This is a genomic window from Pseudoxanthomonas wuyuanensis, from assembly GCF_900215535.1.
Classification (GTDB): domain Bacteria; phylum Pseudomonadota; class Gammaproteobacteria; order Xanthomonadales; family Xanthomonadaceae; genus Pseudoxanthomonas_A; species Pseudoxanthomonas_A wuyuanensis.
Genome location: NZ_OCND01000005.1, coordinates 117501 through 133864, shown reverse-complemented (window position 1 = coordinate 133864; position 16364 = coordinate 117501). Strand labels below are relative to the sequence as shown.

Genomic DNA, 16364 nt, shown 5'->3' with positions numbered 1-16364 from the left:
GCGGAACGGTTCAATCGCGGTGCAGGAAATCCGTCAATAGCGATAGCGCCTGCCTGCAACGCCCATCCGCCGGACGAGCCGCTGGCGTGACGCTTTCCCCTCTCCTACCGGGAGAAGGGGGCGGGCAGCGCCGGATGAGGGCATGCGAGCGACGGTGTGAGGAAAGCTTCACCAGTATTGATGATCCATCCGCTCATCCGATACCCGAGCACTCCGTATCGAGTACAGGGCAGGTCCTTGCCGCGGCGGGAGAAAGAAAACGCGCGACTACTGCCGCGCTATCTGGAATCCCGCGAACGATTGCGTCACCGGCATGATCTCCAGCCGGTTGATGTTGAGGTGCGGCGGCAGGGTGGCGACGTAGAAGATCTGCTCGGCAATGTCTTCGGCGGTCATCGGATTGGCGCCGGTGTACAGCTTCTCGGAGGCGGCCTGGTCGCCATGAGTACGCACCAGGGTGAATTCGGTTTCGGCCATGCCCGGCTCGATCGAGGTCACGCGCACCCCGGTGCCATGCAGGTCCGAGCGCAGGCCCAGCGAAAACTGGGTTACGAAGGCCTTCGTGCCGCCATAGGTGTTGCCGCCGGGGTAGGGATAGCTGCCGGCTATCGAGCTGATGTTGATGATCGCGCCCTTGCGCGCGATCAGCGCCGGCAGCAGGCGGTGGGTCAGCGTAACCAGGCTGGTGATGTTGGTGTCGATCATCGTGCGCCAGTCCTCCAGGCTGGCCTGCTGCGCCGGCAGCGTACCCAGCGCCAGCCCGGCGTTGTTGACCAGCAGGTCGATCTCGCGGAAACCCTCCGGCAATGCGTCCAGCGCCGCTGCCATCGCCGCCGCGTCGCGAATGTCGAAGACCGCGGCGTGCACGCATTCTGCGCCGAACTCGTCGACCAGCGTCTGCAGGCGCTCGGCGCGCCGGCCGGTGGCGATCACGCGCCAGCCGGCGAGGGCAAACCTGCGGACGGCGGCAGCGCCGAAGCCGGAGCTGGCCCCGGTGACAAGAGCGGTTCGGATCATGGCGTGGTTACCGTCGGAGGCAGATTGCGCCTGCGATGCAGCCAGGCGCCGAGCGCGGCGCCGGCCGCGGCGGCCAGCAGCGAGCAGGCCATGCCCAGCGCGTTGAACTGCAGGCTGGCGCCCAGGTTGCGCAGGAAGGGTTTTTCGGTGATCGGCGCGGACATCTCCGCCAGTACCGTCAGAATGACCAGCCAGATCAGCAGATTGATGCCGACGGCGAACGGAACGAAACGGTAGCCGGCGATCCAGCCGCCGATGCCCATCGCCAGCGCGACGGCAACATAGCTGGCCGGCGACAGCCAACCGGCGGCGGTCTGCAGATCGCTGCCGGCAATGCCGGGAATTCGCGGCAGCAGCCACGACAGCAGCCATTGGCTGGCAATGGCCACGCTTGCCGCCAGAAGCAGCTGCCGGGTCGCCGGGGCGGGCTTCATTGGGCCTTGATGGCCATCGCCGGCAGGCCGCTGCTGGCCAGCTTCTGCTTGGCGTCGGCCAGTTCGCTGGCGGTTCCGTACGGACCCATGCGCACCCGGTACACGGTCTTGTCGTTGATCTGCGCCGCTTCCACCCGCGCGCTCAGGCCCAGCATGGCGATCTTGGCCTTGGTGGCTTCGGCATCGCCGGAAGCGCCGAACGCGCCGGCCTGCAGGATGTAGCGCGCACCGTTGCCGGCACCGGCGACGGTCGTGGCGGTTGCGGGCGCAGCGGCGGGCGAAGCCGGTGTGGCCGCCGGCGCTGGCGTAGCGGACGGTGGTGCAGCCGGTGTTTCGGCAATCGGCGCCGGCATGGCCGGGGCGTTCAGCGGCGTGCCGTTCAGTGCGGCGCGCGCCCGGCGCGCTTCTTCCTCGCGTGCGCTGGCGGCCAGCTCGGCATCGGACAGTTGCACTTCCTTGCCGGGCAGCAGCGTGTAGAAGTCGTACTGGGTTTCCTTGGCCGGGGCCGGCTTGGCGGACACCGGGGCGGCGGTTTCCGAAGCCACCGCTTCCACGTCGGCCTCGTTGACCTGGGCCGGCCGCGCATCGGGATTGGGCTGCGGGCGCAGTGGATTGAAGTTGCCGCCGTCGTTCTTGAAGATGAAGAACGCACCGGCGCCGATCAGCAAACCCAGCACCAGCCACACCCATGCCGGCGTGGCATGCGAACTGCTGTTGCGTCTTGCCTGGGACTTACCGCGTCTTGCCGCCATCTACCACGTCTCCATTCACATCTTTTCAGGGGCGCTGACGCCCAGCAGATCCAGCCCGTTGGCCAGCGCCTGCCGTACGGCGGCGGCCAGCACCAGCCGCGCATCGCGCAACGCGGCGTCTTCCACCAGTACCGGCGTGCCGGCGTACCACGTATGGAAAGCATAGGCCAACTCGCGCAGGTATTGCGCAATCAGGTGCGGTTCCAGCAGCTGTCCGGCGGCTTCCACGACTTCCGGGTAGCGCGACAGTTCGACCATCAGCGGCAGCGAAGTTTCGTCGTTCAGCAAGGCCAGATGATTGAGGCCGTTGTCAGTGTCGTAGACATAGCCCTTTTCCACCGCCTGCCGCTGCAGGCTGCAGACGCGCGCATGCGCGTACTGCACGTAGAACACCGGGTTGTCGTTGCTCTGCTGGCGCGCCAGATCGATGTCGAAGGTCAGTTGCGAATCGGGCTTGCGGGCGATCAGGAACCAGCGGGTGGCATCGCGGCCGGCCTCGTCGATCAGATCGCGCAGGGTGAAATAGCTGCCGGCACGCTTGGACAGCTTCACTTCCTCGCCGCCGCGCATCACCGTGACCATCTGGTGCAGCACGTATTCCGGGTAGCCGGCGGGAATGCCCGCATCCAATGCCTGCAGGCCGGCCTTCACGCGCGCCAGCGAGCCGTGGTGGTCCGCGCCCAGCTCGGTGATCGCACGCTCGTAGCCGCGCTGCCATTTGCTGAGGTGGTAGGCCACGTCCGGCACGAAATACGTATAGGTGCCGTCGGACTTGCGCATGACGCGGTCCTTGTCGTCGCCAAAGTCGGTGGACTTCAGCCACAGCGCGCCGCCGTCCTCGTAGGTATGGCCGGAGGCGACCAGCCTGCGCACCGTTTCCTCGACCTTGGCGTCGGCATACAGCGAGCTTTCCAGGAAGTAGGTGTCGAACGACACGCCAAAGGCTGCCAGATCGCCGTTCTGCTCATGACGCAGCGCGGCCACGGCAAACTGGCGGATGGCGTCCAGATCGGCCGGGTCCCGGGCCGCGGTGACGCGGTGGCCTTCGAACTCGACGGTGTCGCCGCGCAGGTACGCCTGGGCCACATCGGCGATGTAATCGCCGCGGTAGCCGTCTTCCGGCCAGCCTTCGCTGTCGGGCGTCTTGCCCAGCGCGCGCGCCTGCACCGAACGCGCCAGATTCTCGATCTGCACGCCGGCATCGTTGTAGTAGAACTCGCGCCTGGCGTTCCAGCCGTTGGCGGCCAGCACGCGGGCGATACAGTCGCCGATGGCGCCGGCGCGGCCGTGGCCGACGTGCAGCGGGCCGGTCGGGTTGGCCGACACGTATTCCACGCCGACCGTCCTGCCTGCGCCGGAGGCGTTGCGGCCGTAGGCCGCGCCTTGCTGCAGGGCCGTGGCGATCTCGCGCTGGTAGGCGGCCGGGGAGAGGTGGAAATTGATGAAGCCGGGCCCGGCGATCTCGACCTTGACTACATCGTCGCTGGCCGGCAATGCCGCCACCAGCGCCGTGGCGACGGCGCGCGGATTGCTGCGTGCGGCCTTGGCCAGCAGCATCGCCGCGTTGGTGGCGAAATCGCCATGCTCGCGGGTCTTGGGGCGCTCGACCACGAAATCCGGGGTGGCGGTATCGGCCGGCAGGGTGCCGGCGGTGCGCAGGGCGTCGATGCCCTGGACGATCAGGGCGCGGAGGGAGGCTTTCACTAAGGAGTCTGCTGGAAGCGCGGAAACCGCGATTTTAGCCCAGCGCCCGCGGCAAGTCCCTGTTCACGGGAAGAGGGTGGTGCAGAGACAGGCGGATGTCCAGCCCCGGCCACGCCCTGTCGCCAGCGAAACGATGTTCCTGGATGCAGAGGCAGGCCCATCTGCGATGCTCTTCCTCGTTCCTCGTTCCTCGTTCCTCGTTCCTCGTTTCCCGCCTCCCGCCTCTCAGACCCAGCCGCGCGCCGCCAGCGATACCGGCGCGCCGTCGCCAACCACAAAATGGTCCAGCAGACGCACATCGACCAGCGCCAGCGCCTGTTTCAGCCGGCTGGTGATGCTGTGATCGGCCGCCGAGGGTTCCGGGCAGCCCGAGGGGTGGTTATGGCCGATGATGACGGCCGCCGCGTTGTGCGCCAGCGCGCGCCGCACCACCTCGCGCGGGTGCACTTCGGCACCGTCCACCGTGCCCTGGAACAGCTCCTCGAACGCCAGCGTGCGGTGGCGGGTATCCAGGAACAGCGCGGCGAACACCTCGTGCCCGCGGGCGCGCAGGCGCTGGGCGAAATAGCGGCCGGCCGCCAGCGGATCGGTCAGCGCCACACCGCGCTGCAGCGAGGCGGCCAGGTGGCGGTTGCCCAGTTCCAGCGCGGCCGCCAATTGGCAGGCCCGCGCCGGCCCCAGCCCGGGTAGTCCGGCCAGATCGCCGGGTTCGCGCTCCAGCAGGCTGCGCAGCGGACCATGGGCGGTCAGCAACTCGCGCGAGGTGGCGACCGCGTCGCGGCCGCGCAGGCCCGAACCAAGAAAAATGGCCAGCAGCTCGGCATCGGACAACGCCCCGGCGCCGCGGCTCAGCAGTTTTTCCCGGGGACGTTCAGCGGCGGGCCAGTTGCGGATGTGCATAGGACAAAGATGCATCGGCGCACAGCCGGCCACCATCGGGCTTCACAGGCGCATCGGGTAAGCTAATCGCCTGTCCGGTTGTAGGAAAACCCCGACTTGAGCGCACCCTCTCCGCCCCGCCCGCTGCACGGCCAGCGCATCCTGTTGTGCGTCGGCGGCGGCATTGCCGCCTACAAGTCGCTGGAACTGGTGCGACGCCTGCAGGATGCCGGCGCCCAGGTGCAGGTGGCAATGACGGCCGGGGCGCAACAGTTCGTCACCCCGTTGAGCTTCCAGGCGCTGTCGGGCCACCCCACCCGCACGACGTTGTGGGACAGCGCCGCCGAGCAGGCGATGGGTCATCTGGAACTGGCGCGCTGGGCCGACCGCATCCTGGTCGCACCGGCCACGGCGGACCTGTTGGCCAGGCTGGCGCACGGCTTTGCCGACGACCTGGTGACCACGCTGTGCCTGGCCAGCGACGCGCCTATCACGGTGGCGCCGGCCATGAACCACCGCATGTGGAATCACCCGGCCACCCAGGCCAATCTGGCCACGCTGCACGGGCGCGGCGTACAGGTCGTCGGGCCCGACGACGGCCCGCTGGCCGAAGGCGAATCCGGGCCGGGGCGCCTTCGCGAACCGGATGCGATTGTCGCGGCGCTGGCCGCCGGCGGCGGCGCACAGGCAACCGACCGCGCGCTCGCCGGGCTGAAGGTGGTGGTCAGCGCCGGCCCGACCTACGAAGACCTGGACCCGGTCCGCTACCTGGGCAATCGCAGCAGCGGCAAGATGGGGTTTGCGGTGGCCGCCAGCGCCGCGCGGCGCGGCGCCGAGGTCGTGCTGGTCAGCGGGCCGGTCAACCTGCCCACGCCGGCCGGCGTCAAGCGGGTGGACGTGCGTTCGGCCGCGCAGATGCGAGAGGCGGTGTTTGCCGCGTTCCCGGCCGACATCTACATCGGCGCGGCGGCGGTGGCCGACTACACGCCGCGGTTGCCGGCGGCCAACAAGATCAAGAAATCCAGCGAGTCGCTGGCGCTGGATCTGGTGCGCACGCCGGACATCCTGGCCGAAGTGGCCGCGCGGACCCAGGAACTGAAGCTGGTCATCGGTTTCGCCGCCGAGACCGAGCGGGTGGCCGAATACGCCCGCGGCAAACTGGTCGCCAAACGGCTGGACATGATCATCGCCAACCGCGTCGGCGTTGCCGACGGCGGCTTCGAGAGCGACAGCAACGCGATGACCGCGTTCTGGAAGGACGGCGAACGCGCCTTCGCTTCCGCCCCCAAGACCCAACTGGCCGATGAACTGGTCGATCTGATCGTGGAGCGCCTGCACGCATGACTGCCGCCACCATGGCCCGTGCCATCGAAGTGAAACTGCTGGACCCGCGCTTTGGCGACCTGTGGCCGCTACCGGCCTACGCTACCGAGGCCAGCGCTGGGCTGGATCTGCGCGCAGCGCTGGAATCGCCGCTGACGCTGGAGCCTGGCGACGCCGCATTGGTCCCCAGCGGCATCGCCATGCATCTGTCCGACCCGCAACTGTGCGCCGTGGTGCTGCCGCGTTCGGGGCTGGGCCATCGCCACGGCATCGTGCTGGGCAACGGCACCGGCCTGATCGACGCGGACTACCAGGGGCCGCTGCTGATCAGCGTCTGGAATCGCGGCCACGAGAGCTTCACCATCCAGCCCGGCGACCGTATCGCCCAGCTGGTTGTGTTGCCGGTCACGCGCGTCAGTTTGCAAGTAGTGGATACTTTTGCCGACAGCACGCGCGGTGCTGGCGGCTTCGGCCACACCGGCGTGCGCTGACAGGGGGATACGGACAACCATGAACAAATCGAACAGACTGCAACTGCCGCTCGGGGATCTGCGCCGTGCATTGCCTTTGCTTGCGGTGCTGCTGGCGCTGCTGGCCGGGTGGCTGGGCTGGAGCGGTGTGCAGCAATGGCGCGATGCCGCCCTGACCGACGGCGTCGAGCGCGCGCGCGACCAGGCGGTGACGTCGGTCGAAGCGGCCTTTGCCGCGCAAACCCGGCAGCTGTCCGAGCGGCTGGCCTCCGAGCCGGTGCAGGCGGCGCTGGCCGCCGGCGATACTTCGGCCGCGGCGGTGGCGTTGCAGCAGGGCTGGAGCGGACCGGAGCGTATCGACATCTACCCGTCCACGCTGGATGCGGCTTATGCGGATCCGGCAGCGTTTGGTTTCAGCAAGCTGGCGCTGCTGGAAGCGGGCATGCATGAGGAAGGCGCGGTCGCCCGCGTGGTCGAGGACGACGGCCAACCCCGTCTGGGCCTGGCGGCAGCGGTGCCGCAGGGCGTGGTGTACGTGCGTTTGCCGTTGGCCAATCTCACCCGCGGTTTCGATGAGGTCTCGCTGCCTGGAAGCGGCTACCTGGCGCTGCGCCAGGGCAGCTACAACGTCCGCGAACGGGGCAGCAAGGCGCTGGCCGACGGCGCCGAGGTGCTGGCGCATGCGGTCGGCCGCACCGGCTTGCGGGTGGCCGCGGCGGTGCCCGGCGGCGGCACCGGACCGTTGGGTCTGGGCGCACTGCCCAGTCTGATTGGCGCCGGCCTGCTGGCGGCGCTGGCGGTGCTGGCGCTGCTGATGGCGCGCGGCGGACTTGGCTTGCCGCGATTGAGGGCGGCAACGCAGGCGCAAGGGGACGCCGACGAGCCGACGCTGGGCCAGGCGTTGCAGCGCGAGCCGCTGCCTGCCGTGCCCGGACGCAGCGCGAACAAATCCAACGAAGCCACAGAGGAGCAGGGCGTGCCGGCAGAGAGAAAGCAGGTGCAAGTCGATCCGGGCATTTTCCGTGCCTATGACATCCGCGGCATCATCGGGCAGTCGCTCGATGTCGATGTGGCCGAGTCGATCGGCCAGGCCATCGGCAGCGTGATGCATGAAGAAGATCTGACCGACATCGTGGTCGGGCGCGATGGACGCCTGTCCGGACCGGACCTGATAGGCGGGCTGATCGAAGGCCTGCGCAAAGCCGGCCGCAACGTCATCGATATCGGCATGGCGCCGACGCCGGTGGCCTACTTTGCCGCCTACCATCTGCGCACCGGCAGCAGCGTGGCGGTGACCGGCAGCCACAACCCGCCGGACTACAACGGCTTCAAGATCGTGGTCGGCGGGCAGACCCTGTCCGGCGATGCCATCACCGACCTGTACGAGCGCATCCGCGACAATCGCCTGCATACGGCCAACGCGCGCGGCGATCTGCAGCAGCGCGATGTCGCCGCCGACTACATCCAGCGCATCGCCGACGATGTGCAGCTGGACCGGCCGCTGAAAGTGGTGGTGGATGCCGGCAACGGCGTCGCCGGCGACATCGCCCCGCAACTGCTTGAGGCCATCGGCGCCGAGGTGATCCCGCTGTACTGCGACGTCGACGGCACCTTCCCCAACCACCATCCCGATCCAAGCGAACCGCATAACCTCGAGGACCTGATCCAGACGGTCAAGCGCTTCGATGCCGACATCGGCCTGGCCTTCGACGGCGACGCCGACCGCCTGGGCGTGGTCACCCGCGAAGGTGAGATCATCTTCCCCGACCGCCTGCTGATGCTGTTCGCCGCCGACGTGCTGGAACGCAATCCCGGCGCGCTGATCATCTTCGACGTCAAATGCACCGGCAAACTGCAGGGCTGGGTGCTGCGCCATGGCGGCACGCCGATGATGTGGAAGACCGGCCACTCGCTGATCAAGGCCAAGATGCGCGAAACCGGCGCCGAGCTGGCTGGCGAGATGAGCGGCCATTTCTTCTTCCAGGAGCGCTGGTACGGTTTCGACGACGGCCTGTACTCGGCCGCGCGGCTGCTGGAAATCCTGGCCGCGCGCCCGGAAACGCCTTCGGAGGTGCTGGCGACGCTGCCGGACGGGATTGCCACGCCCGAGATCAAGGTGCCGGTGGAAAACGGCACGCCGCATGCGCTGGTCGAACGTTTCGTCCAGAGCGCGCAGTTCGAAGGCGCGCGCATCTCCAACATCGACGGCCTGCGCGCGGATTGGGATGATGGCTGGGGCCTGCTGCGTGCCTCCAACACCACCCCGATCCTGGTGCTGCGCTTCGAAGCCGACAACGAAGCGGCGCTGGCGCGGGTCAAGGAAACCTTCCGCAGCCAGTTGCTGGCGCTGGAGCCGGGCCTGGCGGTGACCTTCTAATCAGGCCGGTCCCGACCGTCCCCATCCCTGCCGGTGGCGCCGGCAGGGTCGCCGCCGGGCGGATGCCGGCGATTGGCCCGGTTACGGCGTTGTGGCGGCCGGCGCCGAATCCGCCGGCAGCGAGCCCTTCATCGTGCGGTAACGCTGCAGGATGTCTTCGATCTCGATATCCAGTTCGCCGCGCTGGGATTCGAAGCTGGCCTGCAACTGCCGCTGGCGTACCAGCTCGGCATGCCGCAGGCGGATGTTCTGGGTCATTTCCGCCGAAACCGGACGTTCGGACAGTTCCCGATCGCCGGCGGTCTGCAACAGGCTGATCAGGCCCTCGCGCAGGCTGGCCACGTTGTAGCGCGCCGTCTGCACGTTGTTGTCGACGATTGCGGTGCGTTCGTTGAAGACCCGGCGCAGGTCGTCCTCGGTCCGGTAGGACATCAGCATCGCCTGGTCGGTACGCCGGCGGGTGTCCTCGGCCGCCTTGTCCAGCGCGCGCTGCGCCGCTTCGGCGGCCGCCTGGGCGCGCTCTTCGGCGGTCAGCGTGCGGTTGACTTCGCCGGTGCGCAGGCCGCTCTTGGCGCTGATCTCTTCGCGCGCATAGTTGACCGCTTCCGGCGGCAGCGCATCGCTGCAGACGCGCTGGCCGTTCTCGTTCCAGCAATAGAGCTTCTTTGGCGGTGCGTCGACCTTGGTTTTCTGAGCCAGCGCCGCAGGCGCCAGCGTCAGCAGCGCCAACGCCAGCCATGGTGTCTGTTTACGCATCATCGCAGCCCCCTGCTGCAATCAATCCGATGGCCCGCTGCCGAAACGCGCGCGGTAGGCGAGCAGCTCGTCACGGTGATGCACAAGGTCGGCGCTTTCGCCCGCAAAATCAAGCAGGTCGTGCAGATTGGCCACGGCCACCACCGGTACGCCGGTTTCCGCGGCGACCGATTGCGCCGCGGAAAGGCGCGAACCGGGCTGCTCGGAAGACGGTTCGGCCAGGACCTCCTGCCGGTCCAGCGCCACCACGATGCCGGCCGGAATGCCGCCGCCGGCGCGGATCAGCCCCAGCGCCTCGCGGATGGCGGTACCGGCCGTAATCACGTCATCGACGATCAGCACCCGCCGGTCTTCCAGCGATGCGCCAATCAGCAAGCCGCCTTCGCCATGATCCTTGGCTTCCTTGCGATTGAAGGCCAGCGGCACGTCGCGGCCGCGGCGCGCCAGTTCGCAGCCCAGCGCGGTCGCCAGCGGGATGCCCTTGTAGGCCGGGCCGAACAGCAGGTCGAATTCGATGCCCGAAGCTTCCACCGCGTCGGCGTAGCAGGCGGCCAGTTCGGCCAGCTTGGCGCCGCTGTCGAAGCGGCCGGCGTTGAAGAAGTACGGGCTGAGCCGGCCGGACTTGAGGATGAATTCGCCGAAGCGCAACGCTTGCGCGTGCAAGGCCAGTTGCAGGAAACGGACGCGATGGTTGCTCATGGGGTGGGGACCAGGGCGGGTACCGCAACAGGATACCTTTCTGCGCCGCGGCAGCGCATGCACGCCGGTCACAGCGCCGGAGCGGATCAGTTACGCTTGCCGGCATCCCGGCTTACCCATACCTATTTCATGCGAATCATCAGTTTCAACGCCAATGGCCTGCGTTCGGCGGCCAACAAAGGGTTTTTCGAGTGGTTCGCGCAGCAACAGGCCGATGTGCTGTGCGTACAGGAAACCAAGGCGCAGGAACACCAGCTGGCCGGCCCCGAATTCCTGCCGGCCGGCTACAAGGCCTGGTTCCGCGACGCCAGCACCAAGAAGGGCTACAGCGGCGTGGCCATCTACAGCAAACGCGAGCCGGACGAGGTCCGCACGGCATTGGGCTGGCCCGAATTCGACGAGGAAGGCCGCTATATCGAAGCGCGTTACGGCAATCTCAGCGTGGTTTCGTTCTATATCCCGTCCGGTTCTTCCGGCGAAGTCCGCCAGGACTACAAGTTCAAGGTGATGGACTGGCTGGCGCCCATCCTGGAGCAATGGCTGCGCAGCGGCCGCGACTATGTGCTGTGCGGCGACTGGAACATCGTGCGCAGCCGGCTGGACATCAGGAACTGGACCTCCAACCAGAAGAACTCCGGCTGCCTGCCGGCCGAGCGCGACTGGCTCAACGGGTTGTGCGCCGACGACAGTTGCTGGGTCGATGCCTACCGCACCCTGAATCCCGAGGGCCAGGATTACACCTGGTGGAGCAACCGCGGCGCCGCCCGCGCCAACAACGTCGGTTGGCGCATCGACTACCAGATCGTCACGCCTTCGTTGCGGGATCGGCTGCGGGCTTGCTCGATTTACCGCGACGAGTGGTTTTCCGACCATGCGCCGTTCACGGTGGACTACGCTTGATGAACCAGCCCGCTGATGCGACGCCGGCCCGCCGTCGCAAGCCTTGGCAGGAGGTGCTGCTGAACTTGCGCCAGCCCAAGGTGCTGGTGATGCTGTTGCTGGGCTTCAGCTCTGGTGTACCGATCTATCTGGTGGGCAATACGCTGGGCTTCTGGATGCGCGAGAACGGCATCGAGTTGTCCATGATCGGCTTCTTGTCGTGGGTGGGGCTGGCCTATTCGCTGAAGTTCCTGTGGGCACCGCTAGTGGACAAGCTGGACGCGCCGCTGGTCGGTCGTTGGCTGGGACGCCGACGTGGGTGGATGCTGTGGTCGCAACTGGTTGCGGGGACGGCGCTGGTCGGCATGGCGCTTGTGGAGCCGCGAGAGGGTCAACTGCTGCTGGTCGGCTTCACCCTGGACCAGTTGCTGGTGTTCGGCGCGCTGGCGCTGGTGGTGGCCTTCGCCTCGGCGACGCAGGACATCGTGATCGATGCTTGGCGCATCGAGATCGCCGATAATAACGAGCAGCAGGGTCTGCTGACTTCCACTGCCGCGTTGGGTTACCGCGGTGCGTTGTTGGTCACCGATTCGTTGATCTTGATCTTCGCCGCCGGCATTGGCTGGGTGATGTCCTATCATCTGATGGGCGCGCTGATGGCGGTGGGCGTGCTGGCCACGTTCATGGCGCGCGAGCCCAAGGCTACCCAGCTAGCGGCGGCGACAGATCCGAAGCTATTTACACCGCGCGGACTATTCGACGCATTGATTGGGCCGTTTGTGGCGTTCTTCCGAGAGCACGGCCAATGGGCGCTGCTGATGCTGCTGGCGATTAGCCTGTACCGCCTACCGGATTTTGTGCTTGGGCCGATGGCCAATCCGTTCTATGCGGATCTGGGCATCGCCAAGGAGACCGTTGGTGCAGTGCGGGGCTCGGTCGGTCTGGTGGCCACCATCGCGGGGATCGCTGCCGCGGGCCTGTGTGCGGTGCGCTTCGGCTTTATTCCTACCTTGCTGGCAGGCGCGGTTCTGGGGCCAGGCTCGAACTTGGCGTTCGCCTATCTGGCGCTGCATGGTGCCGATGCGGGAGTGTTCGCTGCCACGATGGTAATCGACAATTTCTGCAGCGGTTTCGCCGGCGTGGCGCTGATTGGCTATATGTCCAGCCTGACCAGTATCGGTTATACCGCTACTCAGTATGCCCTGCTCAGTTCGTTCTATGCGCTGCTGGGCAAGGTGTTGAAAGGGTTGTCCGGCGTCAGTGTGGAGTACCTCGCACAGGGACGCACGCTGTTGGAAGGCTACAGCCTGTTCTTCACCGCCACTGCGCTGCTGGGCGTGCCAGTGCTGCTGCTCTGCCTGCTACTGATCTGGCACGACCGCAAGCGGATGCGCGTCACTGCCGTGACGTGAGCGCGAGGAGCATGTGCGGCGGCTTGCCGAATCATCGACGGGCGCGTATCTAGTGGGCGTAGGGCGCCGCGGCGCCCATCGGACCGCAAGGGGAGCCCATGACCGACATCGTTCTGAAGGACATCGATCCGGTGCTGGCCGATCGTATCCGCCGGGTCGCCGCGGCGCGCGGCTGGCTCATCCACGACACCATCCTCAACCTGCTCGAGCAGGGATTGTTTGCCTGCGAGGCCGAGGTGAGCGGCGGTTTCGACAATAACGAGGTCGACGTGTTGTCCGAGGCGATCAACGCGCTGAAACAGGTTCCCGCCGGCAAGGGCTTCTAACCGGCAACACGCTGCCGCGGATGGCCGTGTCCCCGACCGGTTCACCCGGGATAGACCGCTCCCAGCACGCGCGGCCCTTTGGCGCCGGTCACCGATGCCAGGTTGCCGGGCCGCCCGGCCAGGGTTTCGCGCGCCAGCCAGGCAAAGCCCATGGCTTCCACGTAGTCCGGATCCAGGCCGTGCGCGGCGGTGGACTCCACCACCACGCCCGGCAGGCAGTCGTCCAGCCGCGCCATCAGCGCACGGTTGTGCACGCCGCCGCCGCAGACCAGCACACGTCGGGTCCCGGGCTGGGTCGCCATCAACGCCTCGGTGACGGTGACCACGGTCAGTTCCAGCAACGTCGCCTGCACGTCCTCGGCGGCCAGCGGGCTGCCCTGCAGGCAGGTTTCCAGCCAGGCCAGATGAAACTGTTCGCGGCCAGTGCTTTTGGGCGGCGGCAGTGCGAACCAGGCATCGTCCAGCAATCGCGCCAGCAATGCGGTGTCGATGTTCCCGCTGGCGGCAAAGGCGCCGGCGGCGTCGAACGCCTTGCCGGTATGGCGCTCGCACCAGGCATCGAGCAAGGCATTGGCCGGGCCGGTATCGAAACCGCGCACGGCGCCCTCGCGCGGCAACAGGGTGAAGTTGCCGATGCCGCCCAGATTGAGCACCGCGCGGTCTTCCAGCGGCGAGTGCAGCAACGCCGCATGAAAAGCCGGCATCAACGGTGCGCCATGGCCGCCGGCGGCTACGTCGCGGCGACGGAAATCGGCCACCGTGTCGATGCCGGTACGTTCTGCGATGACGTTGCCGTCGCCCAGTTGCCAGGTGAACGGCGGCACCGCGTGTGGGCGGTGGCGGATGGTCTGCCCGTGCGAGCCGATCGCGCGTACCGTGCTGCGCGGCAGTTGCGCCTTGGCCAGCAGCTGCAGTGCCGCATCCGCGAACGCATGACCGGTTTGCGCATCCAGCCGGCCCAGTTCATCCAGCGATGGCGCATCGCCGCCCTGGCCGAGCGCGATCAAGGCGGCGCGCAAATCCGCCTGCCACGGGAAGGTGTGCGCGAGGAGCAGTTCGCATGCCGGCGCGGCGCCTCCATCGGCGAAACGCACCAGCGCCGCATCGATGCCGTCGGCGCTGGTGCCGGAAATCAGGCCAAGGTAGAGCGCCGGCTCAGGCGCGGCAGCAGCAGGGGACATCCGCAGGTTCCGAAGGACGACAGCGCAGTGAACGCCATTGCGCCGATGCCTGGCAAGCACCGGCGCAGGGTGCGGGGGCCTAGCCCTGCTTGGCCTTGCCTGCCGGGGCGGCCTTGGCCGCCACCTGGGTTTGCGCAGCCGGCGTTGCCGGCTGCAGATCGGCATAGATGAGGTTTTCGACGGTGCGGATGCGCGCCAGCGCATTCGCGGTCTGGGTGCGGAATGCGGCCAGCTGCACGCCGGACAGCGGCTCCGGTGGCGGCATGGTCACCGACAGCGGGTTGCGGTGCACGCCATTGATGCGGAACTCGTAGTGCAGGTGCGGCCCGGTCGACAGACCGGTGGTGCCGACATAGCCGATGACGGTGCCCTGGGCGACCCGCTGCCCGGGCTTGATGTTGCCCAGCCGCGACATGTGCGCGTACAGCGTGGTGTGGCCCTTGCCGTGATCGAGCACGACGGTACGGCCGTAGCCGCCCTGCCAGCCGGCGAACTGCACGCGCGCATCGCCTGCGGCCATGATCGGCGTGCCGGTGGGGGCGGCGTAGTCGACGCCCTTGTGCATGCGCATGGTGCCCAGCACCGGATGGCGGCGGGCGCCGAACTTGGAACTCATCCGCGCATAGGCGATAGGCATGCGGATGAAGCTCTTCTTCAGCGGCCGGCCTTCGGCGGAGAAATATTCCGGCTTGCCGCCCGGGCGGGTGTAGCGGAAGCCCGAGTATAGCTTGCCGTTGACGGTGAAGGTGGCCGCTTCGACCGGGCTGGTGCTGAGCAGTTCGCCTTCGCGCCAAGTCTGCTCGACCACCACGCTGAAACGGTCATCGGGCTTGAGATCGGAGTTGAAGTCGATGTCGTACTTGAAGATGTCGTCGGTCAGCGAATTGATATTGGCCGAGGTCAGCCCGGCCTTGCGCGCCGAACGCGTCAGCGAACGGCCTACCTTGCCGCTCAGCACCACGGTGCGGGTGGTGGTCTCGCGGGCGATGACCGTTTCCTTGAGCTCGCCATCGACCAGCGCCACTTCCACCCGGTGGATCGGATCGCGGTCGTAGCGCAACGTGCGCAGTTCGCCCGCGGCCGGTAGATCGAAGCCGATTTCCATGCCGGGCTTGAGCCGGCCCAGCGCCGATTTCACTCCGGCGTTCTCCAGCAGGCGATGCATGGTTGCCGCAGGAATGCCCAGTTCTTCGAAGATCGAGCCCAGCGTCTGCCCGGGCCTGACCTGCACCAGCTGCCAGTTGTCGCTGGCATGTCCGTCGGCGTTGGACAGCTTCGGTTCCGGCAGCCGCAGCGTCAGCGTCGTGTGCGACTGCGCCTGCTGCACCGGAATGGCGTTGGAGAAGCCCGGCACGATGGTGGCGACCATGATGCCGATGCTGGTGAACAGGCTGGCGTGGATCCAGTGTCGTCGCGTCCAGCGGCCCTGGGGCAGGTGTTGCCGGACTTGCCGGTGCAGCACCGTATCGCGAAGAACGCCAAGGCGTTCGCGGAAATGTTGCTTGCGGCCGCTGCCGCCCCCATGAGATTGCATCAAGGTCGAATCCCGGGCTCAAGACAGGAACCCAATCGGCGTACCATAATCACGCGAAATGTCCGCGTCAAACCATTGAGCCAATTGGCTTTTTCGACTGGCGTCACGAATCGGTTTGGTTTAACTTTGCCTTCACTTTATTAACCTCGCCTTCACGGCGCTCCCATTCTTGGAATTCCCATCTTGTCCACCGCAGAAGCCCTTGCACTGATTGGCCGTGGCGCCGACGAAATCCTGAAGCACGAAGAACTGGAGTCCCGCCTCCAGTCCGGCCGCCCGCTGCGAGTTAAGGCCGGTTTCGACCCCACCGCCCCGGATCTGCACATCGGCCATACGGTGTTGCTGAACAAGATGCGCCAGTTCCAGGACCTGGGCCATCAGGTGATTTTCCTGATTGGCGACTTCACCGGAATGATCGGCGACCCCACCGGCAAGAACGTCACCCGCAAGCCGCTGACCCGCGAGGACGTGCTGGCCAACGCGCAGACCTACGCCGACCAGGTGTTCAAGGTGCTGGACCGGGAACGCACCGAGGTGCGCTTCAATTCCGAGTGGTTCGGGCAGATGTCGGCCGCCGACATGATCAAGCTGGCCGCCCAGCACACGGTGGCGCGCATGCTC

Annotated in this window: 16 protein-coding genes (1 of these 16 only partly in view); 7 read left to right on the top strand and 9 right to left on the bottom strand. The window is 67.2% G+C overall.

The genetic code is table 11. From position 1 onward, the window contains the following. Window positions 1-267: 267 nt before the first annotated feature. The 5 genes from CRO39_RS11675 to radC all read right to left on the bottom strand — a co-directional run bounded on the left by CRO39_RS11675 (window position 268) and on the right by radC (window position 4807). Window positions 268-1017 carry an SDR family NAD(P)-dependent oxidoreductase gene (locus tag CRO39_RS11675; RefSeq protein WP_097122126.1) on the bottom strand — a complete coding sequence of 250 codons (750 nt, stop codon included), beginning with the start codon at window positions 1015-1017 and terminating at the stop codon, window positions 268-270. Continuing rightward, window positions 1014-1451: a hypothetical protein gene (locus tag CRO39_RS11670; protein ID WP_097122125.1), complete on the bottom strand. Its 438-nt coding sequence runs from the start codon at window positions 1449-1451 to the stop codon at window positions 1014-1016. The genes CRO39_RS11675 and CRO39_RS11670 overlap by 4 nt, the downstream gene beginning before the upstream one ends. Then, window positions 1448-2203, bottom strand: coding sequence for an SPOR domain-containing protein (locus tag CRO39_RS11665; protein ID WP_097122124.1), 756 nt, complete (start codon window positions 2201-2203; stop codon window positions 1448-1450). The genes CRO39_RS11670 and CRO39_RS11665 overlap by 4 nt, the downstream gene beginning before the upstream one ends. A gap of 15 nt (window positions 2204-2218) precedes the next feature. After that, window positions 2219-3907, bottom strand: coding sequence for an arginine--tRNA ligase (gene argS, locus CRO39_RS11660; RefSeq protein WP_097122123.1), 1689 nt, complete (start codon window positions 3905-3907; stop codon window positions 2219-2221). 225 nt (window positions 3908-4132) lie between these two features. Beyond that, complete coding sequence (gene radC / locus CRO39_RS11655) at window positions 4133-4807, bottom strand: RadC family protein (protein ID WP_097122122.1); 675 nt, start codon at window positions 4805-4807, stop codon at window positions 4133-4135. 96 nt (window positions 4808-4903) lie between these two features. Between radC and coaBC the strand changes: the two genes are divergently transcribed. Genes coaBC through CRO39_RS11640 form a run of 3 tightly spaced genes read left to right on the top strand, consistent with a single transcriptional unit; the run spans window position 4904 to window position 8956 of the window. Next, window positions 4904-6130, top strand: coding sequence for a bifunctional phosphopantothenoylcysteine decarboxylase/phosphopantothenate--cysteine ligase CoaBC (gene coaBC / locus CRO39_RS11650; RefSeq protein WP_097122121.1), 1227 nt, complete (start codon window positions 4904-4906; stop codon window positions 6128-6130). Window positions 6131-6141: 11 nt separating this feature from the next. Continuing rightward, on the top strand, window positions 6142-6600 hold the full coding sequence (dut, locus tag CRO39_RS11645) for a dUTP diphosphatase (RefSeq protein ID WP_097122292.1): 459 nt from the start codon (window positions 6142-6144) through the stop codon (window positions 6598-6600). Between the two features lie 19 nt (window positions 6601-6619). Continuing rightward, a complete protein-coding gene (locus tag CRO39_RS11640; protein ID WP_097122120.1) occupies window positions 6620-8956 on the top strand; it encodes a phosphomannomutase/phosphoglucomutase in 2337 nt (778 codons plus the stop codon). Between the two features lie 81 nt (window positions 8957-9037). Here the strand turns inward: CRO39_RS11640 and CRO39_RS11635 are convergent, their stop codons facing one another. Both CRO39_RS11635 and pyrE read right to left on the bottom strand, forming a co-directional pair. After that, window positions 9038-9712 (bottom strand): hypothetical protein, encoded by a 675-nt coding sequence (locus CRO39_RS11635; protein WP_238394717.1) that lies wholly within the window; start codon window positions 9710-9712, stop codon window positions 9038-9040. 21 nt (window positions 9713-9733) lie between these two features. Continuing rightward, complete coding sequence (pyrE, locus tag CRO39_RS11630; RefSeq protein ID WP_097122119.1) at window positions 9734-10411, bottom strand: orotate phosphoribosyltransferase; 678 nt, start codon at window positions 10409-10411, stop codon at window positions 9734-9736. A 129-nt stretch (window positions 10412-10540) separates the two neighbouring features. On the opposite strand from pyrE, the gene CRO39_RS11625 reads away from it, so the two are divergent. From CRO39_RS11625 to CRO39_RS11615, 3 genes are all read left to right on the top strand, one after another. Continuing rightward, on the top strand, window positions 10541-11311 hold the full coding sequence (locus CRO39_RS11625; protein WP_097122118.1) for an exodeoxyribonuclease III: 771 nt from the start codon (window positions 10541-10543) through the stop codon (window positions 11309-11311). After that, window positions 11311-12702: an AmpG family muropeptide MFS transporter gene (locus CRO39_RS11620; protein ID WP_097122117.1), complete on the top strand. Its 1392-nt coding sequence runs from the start codon at window positions 11311-11313 to the stop codon at window positions 12700-12702. Before CRO39_RS11625 ends, CRO39_RS11620 begins: the two co-directional genes overlap by 1 nt. A 98-nt stretch (window positions 12703-12800) precedes the next feature. Beyond that, on the top strand, window positions 12801-13028 hold the full coding sequence (locus CRO39_RS11615) for a hypothetical protein (RefSeq protein WP_097122116.1): 228 nt from the start codon (window positions 12801-12803) through the stop codon (window positions 13026-13028). A 41-nt stretch (window positions 13029-13069) separates the two neighbouring features. On the opposite strand, the gene CRO39_RS11610 is transcribed toward CRO39_RS11615, so the two are convergent. Further along, window positions 13070-14209, bottom strand: a complete 1140-nt coding sequence (locus tag CRO39_RS11610) for an anhydro-N-acetylmuramic acid kinase (protein ID WP_097122115.1) — start codon at window positions 14207-14209, stop codon at window positions 13070-13072. Between the two features lie 79 nt (window positions 14210-14288). Beyond that, window positions 14289-15743 (bottom strand): M23 family metallopeptidase, encoded by a 1455-nt coding sequence (locus CRO39_RS11605; protein WP_097122114.1) that lies wholly within the window; start codon window positions 15741-15743, stop codon window positions 14289-14291. A gap of 183 nt (window positions 15744-15926) precedes the next feature. On the opposite strand from CRO39_RS11605, the gene tyrS reads away from it, so the two are divergent. Next, on the top strand, window positions 15927-16364 hold the 5' end (the start) of the coding sequence (tyrS, locus tag CRO39_RS11600; RefSeq protein WP_425479690.1) for a tyrosine--tRNA ligase. 765 nt of this gene lie beyond the right edge of the window; 438 of the gene's 1203 nt are visible here — the first part of the coding sequence; the start codon lies at window positions 15927-15929; its stop codon lies off the right edge, out of view.